The sequence below is a fragment of the Corynebacterium cystitidis genome (genome assembly GCF_900187295.1).
GTDB lineage: Bacteria > Actinomycetota > Actinomycetes > Mycobacteriales > Mycobacteriaceae > Corynebacterium > Corynebacterium cystitidis.
On the sequence record NZ_LT906473.1, the window covers coordinates 2,713,840 to 2,735,451 of the forward strand.

The 21,612-nt window shown below is 54.2% G+C and carries 21 protein-coding genes and 1 pseudogene; 12 read left to right on the forward strand and 10 right to left on the reverse strand.

Translation table 11 applies throughout. From position 1 onward, the window contains the following. Positions 1 to 119: 119 nt before the first annotated feature. Entirely contained in the window at positions 120 to 542 is a 423-nt protein-coding gene (locus CKV99_RS12795; protein WP_092259330.1) for a hypothetical protein, read from the reverse strand. A gap of 698 nt (positions 543 to 1,240) precedes the next feature. Between CKV99_RS12795 and CKV99_RS12800 the strand changes: the two genes are divergently transcribed. Both CKV99_RS12800 and CKV99_RS12805 read left to right on the forward strand, forming a co-directional pair. Next, positions 1,241 to 1,972 (forward strand): hypothetical protein, encoded by a 732-nt coding sequence (locus CKV99_RS12800; protein ID WP_095114764.1) that lies wholly within the window; start codon positions 1,241 to 1,243, stop codon positions 1,970 to 1,972. Then, complete coding sequence (locus CKV99_RS12805; protein WP_157728480.1) at positions 1,969 to 3,183, forward strand: MFS transporter; 1,215 nt, start codon at positions 1,969 to 1,971, stop codon at positions 3,181 to 3,183. Before CKV99_RS12800 ends, CKV99_RS12805 begins: the two co-directional genes overlap by 4 nt. A gap of 144 nt (positions 3,184 to 3,327) precedes the next feature. Here the strand turns inward: CKV99_RS12805 and CKV99_RS12810 are convergent, their stop codons facing one another. From CKV99_RS12810 to CKV99_RS12820, 3 genes are all read right to left on the reverse strand, one after another. Then, on the reverse strand, positions 3,328 to 4,143 hold the full coding sequence (locus CKV99_RS12810) for a hypothetical protein (protein ID WP_092259321.1): 816 nt from the start codon (positions 4,141 to 4,143) through the stop codon (positions 3,328 to 3,330). Positions 4,144 to 4,228: 85 nt separating this feature from the next. Continuing rightward, entirely contained in the window at positions 4,229 to 4,738 is a 510-nt protein-coding gene (locus CKV99_RS12815) for a hypothetical protein (protein WP_092259318.1), read from the reverse strand. 648 nt (positions 4,739 to 5,386) lie between these two features. After that, positions 5,387 to 5,833: an SdpI family protein gene (locus CKV99_RS12820; RefSeq protein ID WP_092259315.1), complete on the reverse strand. Its 447-nt coding sequence runs from the start codon at positions 5,831 to 5,833 to the stop codon at positions 5,387 to 5,389. A 193-nt stretch (positions 5,834 to 6,026) separates the two neighbouring features. Here CKV99_RS12820 and CKV99_RS12825 point away from each other — a divergent pair, with 193 nt between their 5' ends. From CKV99_RS12825 to CKV99_RS14875, 3 genes are all read left to right on the forward strand, one after another. Beyond that, positions 6,027 to 7,304 carry a dicarboxylate/amino acid:cation symporter gene (locus tag CKV99_RS12825; RefSeq protein ID WP_092259312.1) on the forward strand — a complete coding sequence of 426 codons (1,278 nt, stop codon included), beginning with the start codon at positions 6,027 to 6,029 and terminating at the stop codon, positions 7,302 to 7,304. A gap of 128 nt (positions 7,305 to 7,432) precedes the next feature. Beyond that, a complete protein-coding gene (locus CKV99_RS14870) occupies positions 7,433 to 8,152 on the forward strand; it encodes a fibronectin type III domain-containing protein (protein WP_231910080.1) in 720 nt (239 codons plus the stop codon). Between the two features lie 3 nt (positions 8,153 to 8,155). Beyond that, a complete protein-coding gene (locus CKV99_RS14875; protein ID WP_256232241.1) occupies positions 8,156 to 9,259 on the forward strand; it encodes a metallophosphoesterase family protein in 1,104 nt (367 codons plus the stop codon). Positions 9,260 to 9,338: 79 nt separating this feature from the next. Here the strand turns inward: CKV99_RS14875 and CKV99_RS12835 are convergent, their stop codons facing one another. The 3 genes from CKV99_RS12835 to CKV99_RS12845 all read right to left on the reverse strand — a co-directional run bounded on the left by CKV99_RS12835 (position 9,339) and on the right by CKV99_RS12845 (position 12,793). Then, the gene (locus tag CKV99_RS12835) at positions 9,339 to 10,169 is read right to left on the reverse strand and encodes a metallophosphoesterase family protein (RefSeq protein ID WP_408607541.1); all 831 of its coding nucleotides are present in this window, start codon (positions 10,167 to 10,169) and stop codon (positions 9,339 to 9,341) included. Beyond that, a complete protein-coding gene (locus tag CKV99_RS12840; RefSeq protein WP_092259576.1) occupies positions 10,141 to 11,421 on the reverse strand; it encodes an MFS transporter in 1,281 nt (426 codons plus the stop codon). The genes CKV99_RS12835 and CKV99_RS12840 overlap by 29 nt, the downstream gene beginning before the upstream one ends. A 109-nt stretch (positions 11,422 to 11,530) precedes the next feature. Beyond that, entirely contained in the window at positions 11,531 to 12,793 is a 1,263-nt protein-coding gene (locus CKV99_RS12845) for an alpha-hydroxy acid oxidase (protein WP_092259309.1), read from the reverse strand. A 155-nt stretch (positions 12,794 to 12,948) separates the two neighbouring features. Here CKV99_RS12845 and CKV99_RS12850 point away from each other — a divergent pair, with 155 nt between their 5' ends. Then, positions 12,949 to 13,299: a hypothetical protein gene (locus CKV99_RS12850; protein ID WP_092259306.1), complete on the forward strand. Its 351-nt coding sequence runs from the start codon at positions 12,949 to 12,951 to the stop codon at positions 13,297 to 13,299. An 88-nt stretch (positions 13,300 to 13,387) separates the two neighbouring features. Beyond that, positions 13,388 to 14,170 (forward strand): hypothetical protein, encoded by a 783-nt coding sequence (locus tag CKV99_RS12855; protein ID WP_092259303.1) that lies wholly within the window; start codon positions 13,388 to 13,390, stop codon positions 14,168 to 14,170. A 118-nt stretch (positions 14,171 to 14,288) separates the two neighbouring features. Here the strand turns inward: CKV99_RS12855 and CKV99_RS12860 are convergent, their stop codons facing one another. Further along, positions 14,289 to 14,558, reverse strand: coding sequence for a DUF1540 domain-containing protein (locus CKV99_RS12860; protein ID WP_092259300.1), 270 nt, complete (start codon positions 14,556 to 14,558; stop codon positions 14,289 to 14,291). Between the two features lie 307 nt (positions 14,559 to 14,865). On the opposite strand from CKV99_RS12860, the gene nrdI reads away from it, so the two are divergent. The 3 genes from nrdI to CKV99_RS12875 all read left to right on the forward strand — a co-directional run bounded on the left by nrdI (position 14,866) and on the right by CKV99_RS12875 (position 17,223). Further along, positions 14,866 to 15,285: a class Ib ribonucleoside-diphosphate reductase assembly flavoprotein NrdI gene (gene nrdI / locus CKV99_RS12865; RefSeq protein ID WP_092259298.1), complete on the forward strand. Its 420-nt coding sequence runs from the start codon at positions 14,866 to 14,868 to the stop codon at positions 15,283 to 15,285. A 12-nt stretch (positions 15,286 to 15,297) separates the two neighbouring features. Then, the gene (gene nrdF / locus CKV99_RS12870; RefSeq protein WP_092259295.1) at positions 15,298 to 16,308 is read left to right on the forward strand and encodes a class 1b ribonucleoside-diphosphate reductase subunit beta; all 1,011 of its coding nucleotides are present in this window, start codon (positions 15,298 to 15,300) and stop codon (positions 16,306 to 16,308) included. Positions 16,309 to 16,629: 321 nt separating this feature from the next. Next, positions 16,630 to 17,223, forward strand: a complete 594-nt coding sequence (locus tag CKV99_RS12875; RefSeq protein WP_095114766.1) for an IS630 family transposase — start codon at positions 16,630 to 16,632, stop codon at positions 17,221 to 17,223. Here CKV99_RS12875 and CKV99_RS12880 read toward each other — a convergent pair. Continuing rightward, a complete protein-coding gene (locus CKV99_RS12880) occupies positions 17,218 to 18,552 on the reverse strand; it encodes an IS256 family transposase (protein ID WP_197697175.1) in 1,335 nt (444 codons plus the stop codon). The two genes, CKV99_RS12875 and CKV99_RS12880, sit on opposite strands and share 6 nt — an antisense overlap. 67 nt (positions 18,553 to 18,619) lie before the next feature. Between CKV99_RS12880 and CKV99_RS12885 the strand changes: the two are divergent. After that, positions 18,620 to 19,174, forward strand: a pseudogene (locus CKV99_RS12885) (IS630 family transposase); the annotation flags it as partial. An 80-nt stretch (positions 19,175 to 19,254) separates the two neighbouring features. Further along, positions 19,255 to 19,791: a DUF2326 domain-containing protein gene (locus CKV99_RS12890; RefSeq protein ID WP_092259609.1), complete on the forward strand. Its 537-nt coding sequence runs from the start codon at positions 19,255 to 19,257 to the stop codon at positions 19,789 to 19,791. 627 nt (positions 19,792 to 20,418) lie between these two features. Here CKV99_RS12890 and CKV99_RS12900 read toward each other — a convergent pair. Next, entirely contained in the window at positions 20,419 to 21,174 is a 756-nt protein-coding gene (locus CKV99_RS12900; RefSeq protein ID WP_092259614.1) for an ATP-binding protein, read from the reverse strand. Positions 21,175 to 21,612: the final 438 nt, after the last annotated feature.

Here is a 21,612-nt window from a genome sequence, read left to right on the forward strand (position 1 = left end):
TCATTGTTGTCAATGTTTCGATCACGTAAGCAACTCTATAACTGGAACGTGATCTGCGCAACTTGTGGCATTTGGGGACCGGTGCAGTCGACTGGGCTGTGTCACTCTATCCATATGATTCAGAGGTGTTTCTCAAGTTCAAGAAGAATATCAACCGTAGGATCCGCCTTGAATGTCGAAAGACTATCGATAAAAAATCGCAACTTATTTTTAGTAAAAGGTTCCGCACCAATGCATGCGCACGCTTCTGAGAACCTAAACCTATCATCGGTGGCGTCTAATTCGTCGTCGGAAATGTCAGCTTGATCGTACGCCAAATTTAGTTTCTCTTCGCATTCTTCTTTCCACTTGTGAGCATGTGCAGCGATGGACTCGAAGTTGCCTTTCGTGAGTGATTTATTCAAGTCAGGTGATATTTCTTCAGGAGTAATAAAGTGTAGATACTCCTGGATTACTGCAATCATCAGTTTTCTAATTTCCGGGATTGCCAGCTCGGTAAAAACCTGGTCTACAACGTCCGAATATTCTTGTTCGTAAGACACCGAATCATCCTACTTATCGTTTTAAAACTTGTTGGAGTGCTTGGATTTCCATTGGCGCCATTTCTGGATACCCTTGATCGACACTCATCGCAAACGGGCCGTGAAGCTGCAATTCTTTGGTTTTCTGTAGCACCTAGATGGCTTCATTCGCGACACTAGGACAACCCCGCAAGCCCTAGCCCGGATTTTTCATGGGGGTTAGGTAGTCAGGGCCGACCCGTATGTTTACCAATGCCTCTAGTGCTATAGCTGTCCAAACCGTGTAGGGATATCGGTATCGTAAACCCGTGCGTGGTCACAACGAATAAGCACACAATGACGATGATGTCGCGGTGCTAAAACAAAGGCGCAGTGTGTTTACTGACGGCGAGCAAACCCAACTGGCACTTGATCTTGCTGGTCTTGGAGCTGATGTGGGCACAGGTAACGCGCATAATCCTGTGCGGATAACACATCTCCGGCCTATTGCTGAAACGAATCGTGCGAACTCTCAAGAAATATCGCAGCTGCACCATCAAGGTCGCAGGCCAAACAATGCAAGCTGAAACATCAATTCCCGCTAATATCCAAGAATTCCTCGAAAACTACCTAAACTGTCGTACTGAAATGAGCCAACTCAGGATAAAGTATTCAGGTAATTCTGCCACTCAAGCATTCAGCATCTACATCACCACAACTCCATTGCGGGAGATTACCTAATGGATAAGTCAAACCACTCTAATGTGAAACTCTCTGAAGAGTTTTTTCATATTTCGTTCACTCCTACCAATTGGCTCACAGACCCGTGGAAGTGCGTCGAAGCAACTGAGAGATGGACTCGGCCCGACTCGGCCACGCTCGAAGCGTTTGATGCTGAAGAATTCAAGACGAGCTACTCACAGAAGGCAGATGTCCTCTCGGATGTAAGAGACAGTTTTACAGGAAGTGTTGTCGACGACATTATTATGCTCATGGAGCACGAAAGGTTACTAAAGGGACCGAAAGGTAACCCCACCGCTCTTCGGCAGGGAGTTGAAACCACTCCCATAACTGTAGCTCTGATTGAAATGTACAAGAGCGGGTCTTACAAGGATGTTGATCTAGATAGTTTCTTCATTCGTGCAGAAAAGGCTCTTCTCAAGCGAGCAGAGCACGCCGCATTCGAGTACACCGTGCTTTTAACTATTATGCGCAGGCTCGATCTGGTAATGACCGCATTCCCGGATGCTATCCGTGGAACAGTCCACCCTAAACCAGATCAGTACTCTCCCATTATGCGCGATGCTAATACTGTGATTTCCCCCTGGCATGGAACCGCGATCGTCCGTCTAGATGGCTCCATCGTAACGGAGTATGAGGCTACCGTTTTTCAAGAGCCAGAGCGCTATAAAGCATGGTTTGTAAAGGGCGATGAAGCTCCCTTCTATTATGAAGAAGTCGAATTGCCTTGATCGACCCCTCGAAAAGTTCAACGAGAAGCACCCTTTGGTTAATCTGGCCGATATTTGCCACCCAAATTTGCATATCCGCCGCGGTGGGTTTAAATCTCACTATCGCCGCGCTTGCAGCCGTTGAGGTGACAGGTAAGGAGTCATTAGGGGGATTAGCTCAGACAAGCACCATCTTGGGCGCGACGTTTATCACCATAGCGGCAACGAGGATCAGCATTCTCAAGGATAGGCTATTTGCACTACGATGCACCATTAGTGTAGCTGCGCTAGGATCCCTTGTTGCACACTTTGCTATATCTACCAAAGGCTCCAATGGGTGGCTTCTCTTTGTTGGACTATTTCTCCTTGGGGGAGGCACGGTAAGCGCACTTATTTCTCGCTTTACAGCCACCGAGAAAGTCGGGCAAAGTCAAAAGGCCGCATCTGCAATTGGCGTAGTGCTCTTTGGCTCCGCGATAGGCTCCATGATAGGGCCAAACATTTACGGTCTCATCTCTCTAAACATCGAATCGCCGATGGAGTGGATATTCCTTTGGTCTGCCCTAATCTTTATGATTGGGTTACTGGCCCTGTCTTTTGAAAGGCGTCGGAGCTACTCATCGGAGCCGCCACGCTCGACTACTCCTTCAGGCTCAGGGCGTTTCATATGGAATCAATCCTATGTAGTTATATTCGCTGTCGGCATCATTGCCCACGCGTCAATGATTAGCTTGATGACAATGGCACCTATTTATACGGATAGAGTTTTTGGTCCGTCTGGATCCGGAATCGTCATGACAGCTCACCTGCTCGGCATGTATGCTCTCGGACCTGTTGTGAGCTCCAGTCTTAATCGGTTCGGACTTAGAAAAACGATTTTGGGGGGAGCAACCACGTTTATAATCTCGATCTTCTTCTTAGTTTTTCTGCATCACTCTTTTATCCTGTTTACTGCGGGCCTCTTTGGGGTCGGAGTGTTTTGGTCGGTGGGTATGATAGCTTCCTCCACTCTTGCTTCTAAGGTTGATGACGCGAACCAGCGAATAGCGCTCCAGGGTAGGCTGGATTTGGCTATAAATATTGCAGCGGGTGTGAGCTCTATCCTCTCTGGTTTCCTTGTGACCATGATCGGATATCCGCTGCTTGCAGCGCTAGTCTTCGTTTTGGCTTTCTTCGCCTTCGTTTGTATATTTTTATTCAAATCGAGACAGATGGATAGGGAGCTTAAATGAAGTGTCATGATTCGTGGAGGCTGCGAAACTCACAGTCCACAAGAATCATGACACTGCACATGGTGCCGTCAGGAGAAGTCAGGCCCCGCAGCACCACGCACACCAGCGCAGCTATCTAAACGACTTCTCATAACCCCGGGCACCTTAGTTGTAGAGGTTCTTTGTCAGCACCTTCCGGTCAAAAAGCCGCACGATTGAAAGGCCCCACAGATGGGCTTCATCAACCATGGAAAATTCAGTGGTGTCTTCGTCGGAGATATCCACCTCAATGACAACCGCATCTTCTGCCGAAGCAACAACTGCGTGGTCGGAACCGTCGAATCGGCCAATAAGTGTTTTGATTGCTTCACTCGTAGCAGCAGTGTTACCGGTTACGGTTGTAGCGTAGCCAATGAGTGCTTCATCCTCAGTGGAGTGGTGGGTGGTATCAATGTAGCAATACCGTTGAATAGACGGCATATCGGTAAGCCTAGGTGCGGGACTCTTCGGAGCAGGTGTGATCGTAATTGTCCCACTAATATCCGCTAGTGCCATCCGATCAGCCGGGGAACCATTATTAGCCCGGAAAGCGAAGACACCAGGGCTGGTTTCGTCGATACGCATAGCCTGGTCACCATTGCAATACTCAAACGAGTCGAGACTAGTACCAGACCGGTAGATATTAGTAATACCGACAAGTGAAATATCGGAAGTATTAGCAATAGTAACCGAGCCCTGATTAGCCTGACCGTGGAGCACGTAAAGGTCGTGAGTGTCAACATCTGCGTACTGGAAGGAACAATCAATCGCCCGGAATTTTAGCCCCACCTGCCCTTTTGGCCACGGTGATTCAAACTCCCACGATAGTGTTGACATCTCGTGAGGTAGAGGCGCGACTTCAAGACTTGAATCAAGTGTCATGCCCCCAATAGTGATGGGCTTCCCACGGGCTTGTACGAACATTTCACTAAAAGTAGTCATCGGAGCCTCCTATCATCATAAATTCTCGGTGCTGGGTGCTGGCCCCACCACGGCACATGCACGTGGGGCAAGCACAATGCTTCATCTAGTTGGGGGTGTAGAAGACCTCAGGAGTGATCTTCGACAGGGTTAGTGTGCCGGTAACATCCTCAAACGCAAACTGGTCACGAGGATCACGGTTATTACACCGGAAATGAATCGTCGAGCCCTCCTCTTCAAGAAGCATGCCAGAATCACCCGTCATATGCTCATAGGCAGGAGCCGCATGAGCATAATCGCTATGACAAAACTCATTGAACACACTGAGCAAACCCGCTTTCTTTCCAGTACGGATAGGAATACGAGCGGAATTGGTTATCCCATCAATCAAGCGCGTTGACTCCAGTTCCTCACCATCCGGTGTCACAAGATTCGCATCGTATGCGTTAACTCTCATCGCGGTTTGGGCGGTTCCCTCACGCACCTGAAACTGTAGATCAAGAACATAGTCCGTGTAAGGAGCTAGCTCCAACCGAACGCGGCTTTCAATAGTAAGCCCATTAATGTGAAGCGTGCCCTGGCGTAGCTCAGTGCGCATAGCCGAAAAATTTGCCATTGTCATTCATTCCTTCCGAGTTGATTCCAAAAGCCTGCCCACACGTAGAGGTACCTTGCGTTAAGCACCACCTCAGAATTAGGCCTATGGTACATGGCGATCCTTGTCGACTGCTGCGTGTTCTGCAGGCCAACGAGGAACCGCCTGAACACCGCCCTCAGAGCGAAGGATAGACTTGTGACTTAGCTCCTTACTCTCCATGCCGTCTTGTCTTTTCCAGACATTCTCCATCTGATATTCCTGAAGCTCTGGGCTATACCGTTGAGGTGCGCTGCCCGGTTTTACATCCGGCCCGGATCACGCGCACGAGAAATCCCAACCAGCGCCATTACAGAAGCAAAGACCTCCGGCGAACTACTCCGTGGGAGCCACCCCTTCAATCAACGTGTCGACATGCTCCAGACTCGGATACACAGACGATTCAAGGTGCAGAATTTCTCTTTTTCAAGCAGCTGGACCCGAGTCTTTATCAAATCTTTCGAGATAGGTCTAAACCACTCACAGCTTTCAGCGAATATCTCAAAAGTGCCCGAGATCGTCGAGATCGATCAAAACTTACCCAAGGCAGTAACCTCCCACCAACCTCCCACCATCACCCCAATGATGGAGCAGCCGCTGAGACAGTCTTTCAACTCCAGCTGGGCAGTCTTACTTCCCAGGCTTATCGGACTGTCCAGCAGCGCGTCGTAAAGCGTCCAAGTCCACGGCCGGAGCCTCAGGCTGTGGCGAGGGCTGTTCCTGCTCGGCCTGCTGGGCCGCATCCAGCAGCGACGCAGTGCGGGCACCCATATTGCCACCCACTGACAAAAAGACCAGCGCCAGCACTACCGCAACCACCGGCGCTAGCCACAGCCACCCCGCCGCAATCCACGCAAAAGCCGCACCAAAAGCCAAGGTCACACCGGCAAGAATTAGAAAGGGTCCGGTGACTTTATGCGCCTGTGTCCAAATCGCTTCTTCCTGGCGGACTGCTTGCACCCGCAGGCCCACGTAGGAGTTGCCTTTGAGCTTGCCCGTAGTAGCCAAAAAGCCCAGCACCAGAAGCGGCAGCGCGGCAACAACAAAGAGCACAGCGACGATGAGATTTGCGGTCATGGGCCAAAGTCTAGCGGGCCGTGGCCGGAATCCAGAACGGCGGGCCCCGCACCACCTCGAGAGCACGTATGCCCCTTTTTTGCTGATGGATTTAGTGAATAAACCCACGGTGGTGGACAATTGGGAGACTGGTGCACCGCTGGCGGTGTGCTGTAATAGTTCCCGTCCGTATCGGTTCCGTGAAAGTACACCAATGAACTTCAAAACTATTGCGAGCTCGCTGTTATTCAGGATCGTCATAGCGATCATCCTCGGTATTATGTGCAGCCTCTTCTTCCCGGAGTGGCTGGCGCGCATCTTCATTACCTTCAACTCGTTGTTCGGCAACTTCCTCAGCTTCTTCGTGCCCGTGCTGATCTTCGCACTGATCACCCCGGCGATCGCGGGCTTGGGTCGCGGCGCAGGCAAGTGGCTGGGTATCACCACCGGCGTGGCCTACGGCTCCACGATCATCTCTGGTCTAATCGCCTACGGTCTGTCGCTGGCGCTGTACCCCACATTGCTGGGCAATCAAGAGCTCAATACCAACGTTGAGGACATCGATGAAGGCTCCCTTACTCCTTACTTCACCGTAGAGATTGACCCGCCGTTCGCCGTGATGACAGCGCTGGTACTGGCGTTTTGCGTGGGCTTGGCCATGACCACGGTGAAGTCCGACACCTTGTATAACGCATCGCGCGACCTAGAGCGTGTGATCATGAAAGTGATCGAGGCGTTTGTGATCCCGTTGCTGCCTTTGTTCATCTTCGGCATGTTCCTTAATTTGGGTATGAACGACAACCTGGGTTCCACCATGGCGGCGTTTGGCAAGGTGCTGATCCTCGCTGTTGTGATGACCTTGGTGTACTTGGTGCTCCAGTTCCTAGTGGCCGGTGCGATCGCGGGTAAGAATCCGTTCACCGCGCTGAAAAACATGATGCCTGCGTACTTCACCGCGTTGGGTACGTCCTCGTCGGCGGCGACTATCCCGATCACCCTGCGTTCCACCTTGAAAAACGATGTGGACCGCAACGTCGCAGGCTTCACGGTGCCTCTGTGCGCCACGATCCACCTGTCCGGTTCCATGATGAAGCTGGTGCTCTACGCATTTGCCATCATCTACATGACTGGCATGGATGTGTCTGTGGGCAAGGCGATTGGCTTCCTGTTGATGCTGGGTGTCACGATGATTGCTGCACCGGGCGTGCCAGGTGGTGCTGTGATGACGGCTGTAGGCTTACTGGCGTCGATGATGGGCTTCGATGAGAACATGGTGGCGTTGATGATCGCTGCTTATATCGTCATTGACTCCTTCGGCACCGCTGCGAATGTCACCGGTGACGGTGCGATAGCCATGATCATGAACCGCTTCGCTGCCGGCAAGATCGACGGCGTACGCGAGGAGTACGCTACCGAGGGTGTGTACCCCAACAAGACGGACACCATCGATCAGTCGCGTCAGTCAATGGGAGGCTCGACCGCGGGCCGTTAGATTCTTAGCAGGAATTTTCGGGCCTAAAATAATTCATATTCACTTTAACTTAAATCTATCTGGGAGTTACATGGGTGGGAAAGACTAAGTGCTGGCGTTTTCCCGAGAAAGAAAGAGAAAAACAGCACATGGCTACATGGACTAGGTCTTTGAAGGTGATCGCTGCGGTAACTGCATCCGCGATGGTCATCACCGGCTGCACCAATGAGGGTTCCTCTAACGACGCAGCAACCACTATCGAGACCCGCGAAGGTGAGGTTGATCCGGTTTACGGCGCGAAGAACGGTCTCGACCTGATTGAGCTGCAGGACGATAAGCCAGAGGTCGCCCCGGTGGAGCCGAATAATGAGCCCAACCGCATCGCGATGAACCTGCCGGAGGACCCATCGACGTCGATGTCTTTCAACTGGTACACCACCGACAAGATGGACGATTCCGTCGTGCGTGTTTCTACCAGCCAGGACATGTCTGACCCAATGGAATTCAAGGCAGAGGTTGAGCAGGTGATCTCCGAGTACGCAGAGCGCGATGAGAATGGCTACTACATCTACGCGTCAGTGACCACCGATGAGGAAGGCGACTTCCTCGTTGACGAGAACAACGAGCCGGAAGAGGTCCTGGGCTACTTCACCGATGAGCAAATCACCCGCGAGAATACACAGTGGACCGCCGATGGTGATGAGCTTGGCTACCTCGCACTCCAGGAAGTCACTGAGCACACCAATAAGGCCACCGCAGACGGCCTGCAGCCAGACACCCAGTACTACTTCCAGCTGGGCTCTGAGTCTGAGGGCTTCTCCGATACCGGTTCTTTCCGCACCGCTGGTGCTGAAGACGGCTCCTTCTAGTTCATCCAGTACACCGATACCCAGAACGCATACTGGAACGCGAACGTAAATAACGAGGCAGCTTACGGCGCGAACACCCTCGAAAAGGCACTGGAGACCGCACCAGAGGCGGACTTTGCTTTGCACACCGGCGACTTCGTTGAGATCGCCCAGGTTGAGGACGAGTGGGTGGACAACCTGGACATGTCCCGCGAAGCCAACATTAACCTGCCGCACGCTTATACCCCGGGTAATCATGATGAGTATGTGCTGAACTATCTGCGCGATGACCTGAGCAAGGATCTGACCGCTTTCAACGAGCACACCAATGTGCCAATCACCAACGATGCAGTCTCCGGTGGCTCCTACTACTCCTTCGATTACTCCGGCGCACACTTTGTTGTTCTGAACACCAATGACAACAAAGAGTCCGAAGATAACCCAGAGGAAGGCGCTATCGGTAAGGAGCAGATGGAGTGGGCTAAGGCTGACATCCAGGCTGCCCGCGATGCTGGCGCGAACTGGATCGTGCTGGCGTACCACAAGCCTGTGTACTCCGCGTCCTACCACGCACTCCAGGACGAAGACGTGCAGGTCACCCGCGAAGAGTTTGTCAAGATCGCTGACGAGCTAGGGGTCGACGTTGTCCTTCAGGGCCACGACCACAACCTGACCCGCACCAAGTCGCTTGTGTACACCCCAGACAATTTTGCTTACGGCGAGGTTGAGGATACTGAGAAGGCTGACATCGATGGCGTTGAGTACCACGTTAACCCCGAGGGTGTTACCTACGTGATTCCGAACACTTCGGGCACCAAGACCTATGACGCGATCTACCAGAAGGGCGCAGAGCACGTTGCGAAGGTCCGTCCGAAGCTGGACTGGATGACCGATGAGGACACTGGCCTGTGGAATGGTTTGTTCGACATCGCCGAGCAGCCAGAGAGCTCCCCGAAGTTCGAGCACAAGCACGATAACTACCGCCAGTCTGAGGTACAGACCTTCGCGGTGTACACCGTGACCCCAGAGACATTCAAGATCGACTTCTACCTGGTGGAGGGTGATCTGCACGGTGGCGAGGAGCGCACGGTGACCCTGCGGGATTCCTACGGCATCGCGAAGCAGTAGTGAGAGAAGCAGTAGTAAGAGCACATGCGCGCTTAACGACGCACCGGCCTGCAGCCCAGCGCTTAACTGGAAACCGCGGCTAGATCCGCAGCACTGGAAACGGCCATGGCCGCCGCGCCGCCGCAGGCGGGTGCTTCTCAAACGGGTACCCCAGCGACACCTCGATGTGGGGTACCCCATCCACAACCGTTTCCACCGGGATATGCAGGTGCCCATGCACAACCGCACGGGCGTGGTACTTCACCGCCCAGTCGCGGGTCGTCTCGGTCCCACACCACAGCGCAATATCCGGCACCCGCAGCCGCCGTGTGGGTTCCACCACCAGCGGCCAGTGGTTGACCAGCACCGTCTCACCGCGTACCGCGTCGAGACGCCCGCGAGAGTACTCCACCCGCTCAGCACACCACTGTTGCACATCAACATAGGGTGCGATGGCGATTTCGTCGTCAAGCACAACCTCGGCACGTGCGATCGCTTGCTGCGCACTCAAGCCCAGTGGGCGGAAACTGTAGTCATACAGTGTGAACAGGGGGCACACGGTAACACCTCCGAAGACGGGGAATGGGTCTTCCGGGGTGACCACGCCGAGCGCGCGCAGCTCGCCCACAAGTGCCCGGTAGCGTGCTTTGCCGTTGATGCGGTCGGTGCGCCGGTTGAAGAGTTCGTGGTTGCCGGGCACCCAGATCACCGTGGCGAAGCGCTGCGCCAGCGGTTTCATGGCGCGGACCACGTCGGGGATTTTCTCAGCGACATCGCCGGCCACAATCAACCAGTCCTCGGGGTGTGTGGGCGCGAGCTTATCGACGACCGCCTGGTTCTGTTCGAACGTAACGTGCAGGTCACTGACCGCCCACAGAGTTTGTGGAGTGCGTGCCATGGCGTTAGTTGGCTGCTGCGGTAGCTGCTGCATCTGCGGGCGACTCCGCCTTATTGTCGCCTTTTCCGCGGGCGAGTACAACACCGAGGAAAGTGATGAAAAAACAGGCCGCCATGTAGCCTGCGGCCCAGATGATCGAGCCGTCGCCGACCTCGAGCAGCGCCGCGACAATCATCGGAGTAAGCCCGGCTACCAGGGCGCCGTTGGTTTCGCGTGCCAGTGCTGTGCCGGTAAAACGGGTGCGCACGGGAAACAGGTTAGCGAGGAACGCCCCCTGGGCACCGGAGGTACAGGCCAAGACGAAGCCGTATGACACGGCGAGTGCGGCGAATGCGACCCAAATACTGCCGGATTTGAACGCGGTGAACAGCGGGTAAGCGAACAGCAGGCCGACGATTGCGCCGACAGCCATCACACGACCCGCCCCGAAGCGGTCACCGGCCATGCCCCCTAGGGGGCTGAGCAGAATGCCGAGCAACGAGCCGAGGAGTACGGCGGTGAGTGCTTCAGTGCGCTCGAGACCACCGTAGGCGACCATGATGGTGATTGAGGCGATCGAGATGATGTAGTTGTTGGCGTTATGGCCGGTGACTGCCATGAACCCGAGGATGACTTCGCGCCACTGGTTTTTGAGTACTTCACCCAGCGGGGTGCGGGCCGCGCGTTGTGCTGCGTCGCGGCTTTCCATGGCTGCCTGGTAATCGGGCGATTCCTCAAGTTTGGTGCGGATGAAGATCGCGATGAGGAACAACACCACCGATGCCAAAAACGGTGCGCGCCAGCCCCAGCCGTAGAACTGTTCTTCCGGCAGTGAGGCCACAGCGAGAAACGCCAGGGTTGCTACTGCGGAACCCGCTGGAGGCATGGACATCACCAAGGATGTCCACAAGCCGCGCCGGGTCGGTATGGCATATTCGGCCACCAGTGTCATTGCGCCGGTGAGCTCGGCACCCGCGCCGAGGCCTTGGAGCAGGCGCAGGGCGATGAGCATGACGACGGCCCATACACCGGCGATATCTGCGGTGGGCAGCAGGCCGATCCCTACTGTAGAAATACCCATCACAATCATGGTGAACAGCATTGCGGGTTTGCGCCCATGCTTGTCACCCCAGTGCGCGATGAGCAGGCCACCGAATGGGCGGGCGATGAAGCCCACGGCGAAGGTGGCAAAAGCTGCCACGGCCTGGCCGGCATCGAGGTGGCCGAAGAATAGTGGCCCGATCACCAGCGATGCGGCGGCACCGTAGAGAGCGTAGTCATACCATTCCACGAGCGTGCCCAGCATAGAGGCGAACACCGCGCGTCCGCCGCCTTTGCGCAGGCCAAGCCGCCCTGCCCGGCCGACCTGCCCGGCAGCACCCGCGCTACCTGCGTCACCCGCTTCGCCCGCGCCGCTAGAGGTAGTCGTGCTCATGGTTGCGTACCTTCCAGTCGAAGGAAACTAAGTCAGGGTTCAGGTCTGCAACGGAGCCCACACCTATTAACTGCATGGTGCGGGTCATCTCAGCGCGCATGATGTCCAACAGGCGCACCACACCCTCGGCACCGCCTGCCATCAGCCCGTACAGGTAGGCGCGCCCAATCATGGCAGCATCGGCACCCAGTGCCACAGCAGCTATCACGTCGGCACCGCTCATGATTCCGGTATCCACGATCACGGTCGGTTCCTCACCGACAGCCTTGCGTACTGCAGGCAGCGTGTACAACGGTACTGGCGCGCGGTCTAACTGTCGGCCACCGTGGTTGGACAGGATCACGCCGTCGGCACCTGCGTCGATGGCGCGCGCGGCGTCGGTAGCTGTCTGGATGCCCTTCATCAGCAGGGTACCTTTCCACTGTTCGCGCAGCCATACGATGTCGTCGAAGTTCAGCGATGGGTCAAACATGTTGCCAATCTGTGCGATGGACTGAGTGCCCTCGCCGAAGTTGGTGAAGCCCAAGGGTTTGGTTGTGAGGAAGTTGATCCACCACTCTGGGCGGTAAGACGCATCGAGCACCGTCTTGAAAGTGAGCTGTGGCGGGAAAGTCATGCCGTTGCGGGCATCACGGTGGCGCGCACCGGCAACCGGGGTGTCTACGGTGACGATCAGCGTGTCGTAGCCGGAGCGCTTGGCCCGCTCAATCAGCCTTTCTGAGATTTCGCGGGATTCGCTGGCCATGTACAGCTGGAACCATGTGCGCCCATAAGGCCCGGCCGCCGCGACTTCCTCAATGGTGGCGGTACCGACCGTGGACAGCGTAAACGGGATGCCCGCCTTGTGCGCTGCGGTCACCCCGGCTATTTCGCCTTCTGCGTGCATCATGCGGGTAAAACCGGTGGGTGCGATCGCCAGTGGCAGCGCAGCTTCTCCCCCGGCAACTGTGGTGGATAGGTCCACGTTGGAGACGTCGCGAAGCACCTGTGGGTGGAAGCTGATATTCGCCCACGCTTCACGCGCGCGCCCCAGGGAGATCTCCTGTTCGGCGGCACCTTCGACATAGTCGAAGGGCCCGGTAGGGGTGCGTCGTTGTGCGATCTTTCGCAGGTCCCATACGTCTTGCGCTGCGTCGAGGCGTGCTTGACGACGATCCAATGACGGCTTCTTAAACTTTAAAAAGTCGGTGAAGAGCTGGGGGACGGGCAGTTGTCGCTCTAAAGGGACGAGGCGTTTGACCATGAGGGTCTCCTTACCGTGGTGCCGGAAACAAAACGTTATAGAAATACCTTAACCCTCACGAACCCTCACGAACCCTCACGAACCCTCTCGAACCCTCAAACATGAGCGGAGATGCTACTTCGTGTCCGTGCTGAGTTCTTACTATTCTGACACCCATGAACCAACGGTATGAGATTGATACGGACTGGATCCGTGATGAGCAGGCGGACGGCGATGGTTCGTCGGTAAGCGTGCGGTTGACGGTGACAGGTCCGATGGCGCGCGAGGGCGTGCTGGAATGGTTGAAAGACCTCAGCGCCGACGCGTTGGGTTCGCGCGGGCGCGATGGATGGTTGGTGCGCGAAGTTAAATCCGGCACAGATTATGCAATGGTGGACATCACCGCTGGTGGTGACGATGTTGAAGAGGGATTGCGCGACGGCACCGGGGAGGCTTTCGACGTGCTCGATCCGCTGGGCTGCCAGCTCGAGTGGGTGCAGTTGGGCCAGTACGACCCCAAGCCGTGATCGCTAGCAAGAATTCACCACCCCCTTGACTACACCTTAAGGTATACGTTAGGTTAGCCTTACCTTAAGCTATCGAGAGGGTAGGGATATGCGAGATAAATCGTTACGCGCCCAGGCGGCACGCACTGTGCTGCCTCACATCGGAGGCACGGAATCGGCGAAGCGCCCCGAGCTACTTGCGATGAGTCTCGCAGCGCGCATGGTTGCCGGCATGGGTGATATGTCGTTGGTGGATTATGCGGACGGGCAGAATCGTCAGATCAGCGTGGCTGCGCATGGCTTGAATGCCTACGGCCAGTGGCTGGTTTCCTGTGATATGTCTGAGCTTGGGCACGTCTTGCCCACTGAGGTGCGTGTCGACGTCACGCTGCAGGCGCCCCACTTTCAGATGGTTGTCACCGCCGCAAGCCTTCACGCCATCGGCGCTATCGAGTGGGTATCAACAAGCGGGCCGTGGATAACCGGTGTGGTGGACCCGTCCAGCGTGCATCTTCACTATGTCGCTGGCACGTGCGCATTTGATTTTGATGAGGTCGTGCGGCACGTATCACGCCAACCTGCACTTTCTATGGACCGTCTCGGCCAATATGACGTCGCAGGTGCGTTAAGCGAAGAAGATCTCGCCCAGCTGGTTCAGGGGGTGCGCCGGGGCGTGGTGGCTGGTGAGGTCTACCCGCCAATGATGCACCCAGTGTGTGAGCATTTGCGCAATCGCAGCTTCGTGGTTGATGTGTGTGAAGTGGGCATTACTGTTTTGCACATGACGAATGATGCGCGTATCGCGGCGTATGTCACGTTCGATTCGCCCGCAAGATCTCTTGAAAACTTGTCTGCCACTCTGGAAGGGTTGGTAGCTCAGGCCTCGGCGTAACGCTTCGCGTATCTGTGTTCACGCCGAGAAAGCGAAACGGGCCTCTCCTCTATGGGAAAGGCCCGTTTCCGCGTATTCGCGTCAAGTGCTGTAGAACAGCGTCAGGTTCTGCGTGGAGTTAGGCGACTTGGTATGCGTCGCACTCTGCTTTGTCACCGGTGATGGTGATGGAGGAATTGGTACACAGCAGATCCTTGTTGTGGGTGCATTCGAGGCGGTGGCATGCACCGACGGTGCCCTCTGCTGGGCGGCTGCTGCGGGCATCGAGGGTTGCGAAGGTGGCGCAGGATGCCGTGGAATCACCGGCGACGGTAATGCCCAGGGCGGTGCAGCCACCGTTATTGAACGCACAGTTAGTGGTAGAGCAAGAAGCAATTGCAGTAGTCATGGGGTGAACCTTTCAGCTAGATCTTTGAAGTGTTCGCGTATCTGTTAATTCCGAGTATAGGTATGCTCATGTGTGTGCACAAGCAAGGTAAACCTAACCTGACCTGCGAAAATAAAGACACAGAAGTATGCTTTAAATAGTTCGCATTACGACGACCCCCTGCCGACCCCACAATTTCGATGTAGACCTTTTAGTGTGGGTTGGCGGGTGGAGTGCAGTCTTGCGTACATGGTCCCCCATGCACTATGTTCGTTGCTATGAAACAAAAAGTTCACTGCATTGAACATATGTGGCGAGTGGCAACATAATGGATGTTGTCTACTTCTCCTCGGTGTCTGAGAACACTCATCGGTTCGTCGTAAAGCTCCAGGAAAAAACGCAGTTCAACGCATACCGTATCCCGCTGAGGCGCACTGAACCGGCGCTGTATGTCAGCCAACCGTACATCTTGATCGTGCCGAGCTATGGCGGTGGCGATCACCGCGGCGCTGTACCGAAGCAGGTGATCAAATTCCTCAATGTGCCGGAAAACCGTGCACTGATTCGTGGCGTGATTGTCAGCGGAAATACCAACTTCGGTGTGCATTACTGCTGCGCTGGCCCCATTATCGCCCGCAAGTGCAATGTGCCAGAGCTGTACCGTTTCGAGCTTTTAGGAACGCACCGCGACGTCGACCATGTGGCGGGCCTCCTGGCCGCGCGCGAGCACGCAACCACCTCTACCTAGAAAGAGATCCCTATGACCCAACCAGAGTTTTACCTCAACCGTTCTGTTCCTCCTACCGAGCATCCGCGTGGCCCCCTGCGCCCGATTAACTGGAACCATCTTGAAGACCCCAAGGATACGGAGGTGTGGAAGCGCCTCACTAGTAACTTTTGGCTTCCGGAGAAGGTTCCGCTTTCTAATGACCTCCCAAACTGGAAAGAACTCTCCCCCAAGCACCAGGAGCTCACGGTGAAGGTGTTTACGGGCCTGACCATGCTCGACACCGTCCAGGCAACTGTCGGTGAGATCGTACAGATCCCCGATGCGCGCACTGAACAGGAACAATCGGTGTACACCAATATCGCATTTATGCAGGCAGTGCATGCGAAAAGCTACTCGTCTGTATTTTCCACCATGTGCTCCACCAAGCAAATCAACGATGCCTACACGTGGGCGATCGACAACGCCGTGCTACAAAATCGGGCGACATGTGTGATGGACTATTACCATGGCGATGATCCTCTGAAGCGAAAAGTCGCCGCCACAGTGCTGTCCTCGCTGCTGCTCTACGCCGGTTTTTACCTGCCCTTGTGGTACGCGGCGCGAGGAATCATGCTCAATACCGCCGACATGATCCGCCTGATTCTGCGGGATAAGGCAGTGCATGGGTATTACTCTGGCTACAAGTATCAGCGCGGGATTGAGGCCCATCCGGAGCGTGCCGACGAGATGAGTGATTTTACTCATTCGTTGATTGATCGACTGCTTCGCCTCGAACTGGACTACTCGTCTGAGTTGTACTCGCTGGTGGATAAGCCAGGGATTGATGGTGTGATGGCGTTTGTGTATTACAACGCGGACAAGGCACTGATGAATCTGGGCTATGAGCCACGGTATGAACAGGAAGCGGCGGCGGTGGAGCCTGAGATCCTGGCCGCTCTTGCCCCGGATTCGACGGAGACGCATGACTTTTTCTCGGGTTCTGGGTCTGCGTATGTGATTGGTGAGGCTGAGGATACTGTGGACTCGGATTGGGATTTCTAGCCCAATACTATTGGGGCGCTTGTCTTGGCCACTGCTCTTCTGTTCTTCTGTTACCGGTAGTTGTTGTCGACAGTGGCGACAGTGAGTAGCCGGAGACGTTGGCAGAGCCCACGTTGGCCAGTTCCACCTTGGGAGCTCCAGAGACCTTGGCAAGTCCTGAGACCACTACTACTACAACGGTGACTGTAGAACCGCGCCTTGGGCCATGCGATCCAGGTTCGTTCCGGCTGGAGGGGCCGACCGAAACGAAGGCGGGCAACTAGTCTATGACTACTAGTGTAGGGTCCTGTAAATAGGTTTGTGGTGTGGTAGTTTTGGTGTATGTCACATGCTGCTGCCGCGCTTGAGGTTACTGAACAGCAACGTCAGGGTTTAGAGGAAATCGCGTCATCTCCGTCTCGTCCGTATCGGGAGGTGATTCGTGCTAAAGCCTTGCTTGCTGCCTGTGATGGGGTGGCTAATCTTGAGATTGCCAGGCGGTGTGATGTCTCGGCGGTCACTGTTAGGGCGTGGCGTCGGCATTTCCAGCAGCACGGTTTAAATAACTTCGGTGCGGTAGCACCTGGCCGGGGACGGAAACCGACCTATAGTAACGAGGACTATATCTCCATGCTGGAGATGCTGTTTAACTCAGAACCACCGGGTGGTGATAGCCGGTGGAGTGTGCGAACCATGGCTGCTGCCTGCGGGATGAGTAAGTCAACAGTGGCGAAGATCTGGAAATCCTTAGGTATTGCACCGCATCGTACCGATATATTTAAACTGTCGAATGACCCGGAGTTTACAGAGAAACTCGTCGATATCGTAGGTCTTTATCTTAATCCCCCAGAAAAAGCTGTCGTGTTGTGTGTGGATGAAAAATCCTCTATCCAGGCGAGGGTGTCAAGTTGTTTGTGTGTGGGGTTGATTTTATAGGTAGTTTTGGAAGCGGTCGGGGTAGGCTACGGACATTTGGTTGATGGCTTGTTTCCACCCTGCCACGCGTGCACCTTCTATGAGGCGTCCGGCTGTGGCAGCAACCTTTTTGCCTTCTTTGGCTCGTTTGGCGGCACGGCGATCTTCGATATTGCAGATCATCAACCACAGCGTCTTGACTGCGGATTCATCGTTAGTGAACTGCACCCTATTACGGGTGGCTTTACGTAGTTGATTGTTAAACGATTCAATCGAATTCGTCGTGTAGATCACCTTCCTCGCTGCTGGCGGGAACTGTAGAAACGGTATAAACCGATCCCACGCATCGCGCCACACTTTCACTGATTGCGGATATTTCTGCCCCAGCTCAGTTGCAGCAAAGTGTTCTAACGCTTGCGCTGCCTGGTCCTCATCAGCAGCGGTGTAGATCTGCTTTAAAGCCGCTGATACTGCTTTACGGTCCCCGTACGCAACCCACCGGTTGGCTGCCCTGATCAGGTGGACGATACAGGTTTGAACCATCGAGTTCGGCCAGGTCGCTTCGACTGCTTCTGGCAGGCCTTTCAACCCATCACAGCACACGATGAAAACGTCTTTAACACCCCGGTTAGCCAGGTGGGAACAGACCTGTGCCCAGAACGAGGCTCCTTCTTCTTTGGCAATCCAAATACCCAGGATGTGCTTAATACCGTCCATATCCACCCCGATAGCCAGATAAGCAGACTTGTTGACCACTCGCCCACCATCACGGACTTTGATACGCAGTGCATCGAGGAACACCACGGGGTAGAACTCATCTAGCTGGCGGCTTTGCCACTGCAGTACTTCGTCGAGCACTGCATCAGTAACCGCAGAGATCGTCTCATGCGACACATCGATCTTCAAGGCTGTGGCTAGGTGGTGTTGGATATCACGGATGGTCATCCCACCGGCATACAAACTAACGATCATGTCATCGACATCGGTCAGGCGACGTACTCCTTTAGGCACCATCGTCGGAACAAACGTCCCCTGCCGATCACGGGGCACATCAATGGTGACAGGCCCATAGTTAGAATCCACGGTCTTTGGATAGCTGCCATTGCGGTGGTTATCAGCCCGAGCAGCGTTTTTGGCTGCCCTGTCACCAGACTGATAGCCGAGGTGGACATCCATTTCCGCCTGCAATGCTGCCGATAGCGAGGCTTGCAGCATGCCCCTGACCAGTTCATTGGCATCCGTAGTAGAGGTTGCAAGCTCCTTGATGATTTTAGCTACCTCAGGATTGGCAAGCAGTTTCTCCTCAATAGCATCAATCCGAGCTTTATCCTCTGGATCACGTCGCGTCATAGTCGTCATTGTGGTTCATCTCCTCATGCAGGATCGGTATCCCACACACAAACCATCTGACACCATCATCCAGGCACTGGATCGCACACAACCATCACTACCATTAAAACCGGGACGTGCAGGAACAATGACCCATGACTACAAACGACACGGCACCTCCACCCTGTTTGCAGCACTAGATACCGCCACCGGAAAAGTGATCGCGCAGACCACCAAACGACACCGTAACCAGGAATTTCTCACCTTCCTCCGCCAGATTGATGCCACAGTGCCAGACGAACTCGGTGTTCATATCGTGTTAGATAACTACGCCACTCACAAACACTCCAACATCAAAGCCTGGCTCGATAAACATCCACGGTTTATCTTCCACTTCACTCCCACCTCGTCATCATGGCTTAACCAGGTCGAACGATTCTTCGGCATCCTGACCGACAAAGTCATCCGCAATCAAGCCTTCCACTCGGTAGCCGACCTCGAACACAAGATCATGGACTGGATCAACCACCGCAACATAAACCCCACACCTTTTACCTGGGTTAAAGACGCAGAAACCATCCTGGCCACAATCAACCGCGCACGCACCACCCTTGAATCCACCACTAACCAGAAACACAATTAAAGGACTCTACACTAGGTTTACAGAGCAACTTATCGGTTGCTCGAAATGAAAGCCTGAAAATCGAAGAAGAAATAACCAATTTGCGTGAAATTAGTGATAGGAAATCAGAACTCAAAGCTGAAGAAACAAGCTTGTCTTCCCGCACTGAGCAAGATATTCAAGAGAGGTTCCCGAGGAGAAAGCAGATCGTAGCGCGATTTGGAGAAATTATCGAGAAATTGTACGGGGAAGCAGCAAATTTGATGATTTCGTCCGGAAAAAGTGGACCGCAATTTGAAGTAGAGCTCCCGAAGACTGGCTCTGGTGGAGTCCAACTAATGGCCATCTTTGCCTACGACATAGCAATTAGTGAAGATTTGGCAAAAAGAAACGCTGGACCAGGTTTTCTAATTCACGATAGTGGTATGTTCGCCGATGTCGATGAGCGGCAAACAGCTATCGCTCTCGAAGTCGCCTATTCATCAGCAAAAGCTTTTGGATACCAGCATATAATAACAATGAACAGCGATAATGTACCTGTGGAAGACTTTGAAGATATTGAATTTTTTGAGGATTCGATCGTACTCTACCTTAGGGACGGAGATGACTCTGGGCGGCTTTTGGGTCAAAGGATTTAGCTTCGAAACTCCATTGAAATGATCTCAGGATAAAGCTACGGTGGGCTTAGACTGGCGACAAGTCCTCCAGGGGAGGACTTCCCATCCCGATGGATGGGATAGCCAACCGTCTCTTCGCCCATTTCGTAACAGGTTTTACGCCGTCAGATTCAGAGAGTCGGTAAGCTTTTTAAGTTCAGCTTCGTGCTTTTGTCTGTGGCAATCGCAAACCGCATGTGGGCTATTGGGTCACGCCCATTAGGCCGTCCATTAATGCAACTCTGTCATGCATTAATATGGCCCAGTATCCCATGTTGTTTAGCATGACAACAACGTCCCCAGGGCAACTCAGCTCAATGCGGTTGGTCATGGAAACCTCGGCAAGATTTTCAAACCGACCAGTATTATCGATTGCGGAGCGTATTAGACCGATCCTTCCAACCTCATCGTTGTAATGTCGAAGTGGCCTGTCAGTTTCCGAAAAGAGTTCTGCTCTCGGGTCCTCGATAAATATGTGCGTTGTCATGATTTGAAAGTTGGATTCGCATGGTCGGAAAGTGGTTTTCCGGTGTTTGGAAAGCGGTGGGGCGGGGGTAGCTTTCGGTGGCTTGGTTGCGCACCGAAAGCTACTGGTGTAGGAGCCCTGTTTTAGATTGCTTCAGACGGGTTATGTTGTGCCCGTAGGTTGGTTTTTCCGTCGAGTCGGATGACCATGGATGGGTGCAGGATGCGGTTGATGAGTGATTCCGCTGTGACTTGGTTGGGTATTTGTTTCATCCAATCTTGGGGTTCTAGTTGTGAGACAATGACGGTTGCTTGGCCTTCTCGTGCGTCCATGAGGCTAAATAGCAGGCTGCTGGCATGTCGCGAGATTTCTGTGGTGTAGAAATCATCGATGATCAGCAGATGGTATTTGGCGAGCTGTTGCGTCAGACTGTCCAGGGCAAAGGTGTTATCACGTAGGGCATCGAAGTGGCGAGCGAGTTCGGCTAAGCGCCAGTAACGTACTTTCAGCTGGTTGATGCAGGCGTTGACACCGATGGCTTGCGCGAGGTAGCTTGTTCCGCTGCCGGTAGGGCCGATGATGATCAGGTTTTGGGTGTTTGGCCCGATGATCCATTCACTGTCTTTTAGCCGGGCTAGACGCTGGGCTGATAGCCCTGTCTCGGGGTTCGGGTTGATGTGTTCGATGGATATGTTGGGGTTAGCAAAGTGTGCGCCTGCGATCGCTTTGCGGGTGGCGTTTGCTTTACGGTTGGTGTCTTGGGCGAGCATCATCTCGCACAAAAAGTCGTAGAAGCTGAAGTGATCGTAGGCTGGATCGGCCAGCATTTCCAGAGCTCGGGCACCTGCGGTAGCGATTTTGGCACGTGAGAACTGTTCTTTGAGTTCTTCTTCGCTCATATGGCATGGCTTGAGTGGTTGGTTGTTGACGCCACCCCACAAGAAGTAGAAACCGAGTACTATCTCACCGAGCCCATCAACACAGGGTCGTAAAAGAAGCGGAACTAAACCCAGGACGCTTCACTTCAAGGTCACTCCGTACACCGGGCACGGCCGCGAGGGGGTTATTAATTTTCTAGCTTCTGGTAGTGGGGCTTAAGGGGCAAAGTGTGTGCTTTTATCCGCGTCCTGCCCAGCTGGGATTGAAGTCGGTGTCGATGCCGGTTTCGTAGGTGGCGGGGCGTTGGTGTTTCCACAGTGGCGGGAAAACATACTGGCTATCCGGATATGGTTAAACTCACAAATCCAGCGTGTGATTGTACTAGGGGCACGATCACAAAAGTCACCGACGATTTCCACATCACCCCTACCACCCCCACCGTATTGCGTCACACCGCA

What these genes read in the sequence shown, in the direction of transcription:
- CKV99_RS12880 (WP_197697175.1), bottom strand. Translation starts at nt 18,552, where the DNA reads ATGACGCGACGTGATCCAGAGGATAAAGCTCGGATTGATGCTATTGAG.
- CKV99_RS12875 (WP_095114766.1), top strand. Translation starts at nt 16,630, where the DNA reads ATGTCACATGCTGCTGCCGCGCTTGAGGTTACTGAACAGCAACGTCAG.
- CKV99_RS12820 (WP_092259315.1), bottom strand. Translation starts at nt 5,833, where the DNA reads ATGACCGCAAATCTCATCGTCGCTGTGCTCTTTGTTGTTGCCGCGCTG.
- CKV99_RS12800 (WP_095114764.1), top strand. Translation starts at nt 1,241, where the DNA reads ATGGATAAGTCAAACCACTCTAATGTGAAACTCTCTGAAGAGTTTTTT.
- CKV99_RS12900 (WP_092259614.1), bottom strand. Translation starts at nt 21,174, where the DNA reads ATGAGCGAAGAAGAACTCAAAGAACAGTTCTCACGTGCCAAAATCGCT.
- CKV99_RS12840 (WP_092259576.1), bottom strand. Translation starts at nt 11,421, where the DNA reads ATGCTGGGCACGCTCGTGGAATGGTATGACTACGCTCTCTACGGTGCC.
- CKV99_RS12850 (WP_092259306.1), top strand. Translation starts at nt 12,949, where the DNA reads ATGAACCAACGGTATGAGATTGATACGGACTGGATCCGTGATGAGCAG.
- CKV99_RS12835 (WP_408607541.1), bottom strand. Translation starts at nt 10,169, where the DNA reads ATGCAGCAGCTACCGCAGCAGCCAACTAACGCCATGGCACGCACTCCA.
- CKV99_RS12845 (WP_092259309.1), bottom strand. Translation starts at nt 12,793, where the DNA reads ATGGTCAAACGCCTCGTCCCTTTAGAGCGACAACTGCCCGTCCCCCAG.
- CKV99_RS12825 (WP_092259312.1), top strand. Translation starts at nt 6,027, where the DNA reads ATGAACTTCAAAACTATTGCGAGCTCGCTGTTATTCAGGATCGTCATA.
- CKV99_RS12855 (WP_092259303.1), top strand. Translation starts at nt 13,388, where the DNA reads ATGCGAGATAAATCGTTACGCGCCCAGGCGGCACGCACTGTGCTGCCT.
- nrdI (WP_092259298.1), top strand. Translation starts at nt 14,866, where the DNA reads ATGGATGTTGTCTACTTCTCCTCGGTGTCTGAGAACACTCATCGGTTC.
- CKV99_RS12810 (WP_092259321.1), bottom strand. Translation starts at nt 4,143, where the DNA reads ATGACTACTTTTAGTGAAATGTTCGTACAAGCCCGTGGGAAGCCCATC.
- CKV99_RS12860 (WP_092259300.1), bottom strand. Translation starts at nt 14,558, where the DNA reads ATGACTACTGCAATTGCTTCTTGCTCTACCACTAACTGTGCGTTCAAT.
- nrdF (WP_092259295.1), top strand. Translation starts at nt 15,298, where the DNA reads ATGACCCAACCAGAGTTTTACCTCAACCGTTCTGTTCCTCCTACCGAG.
- CKV99_RS12815 (WP_092259318.1), bottom strand. Translation starts at nt 4,738, where the DNA reads ATGGCAAATTTTTCGGCTATGCGCACTGAGCTACGCCAGGGCACGCTT.
- CKV99_RS14870 (WP_231910080.1), top strand. Translation starts at nt 7,433, where the DNA reads ATGGCTACATGGACTAGGTCTTTGAAGGTGATCGCTGCGGTAACTGCA.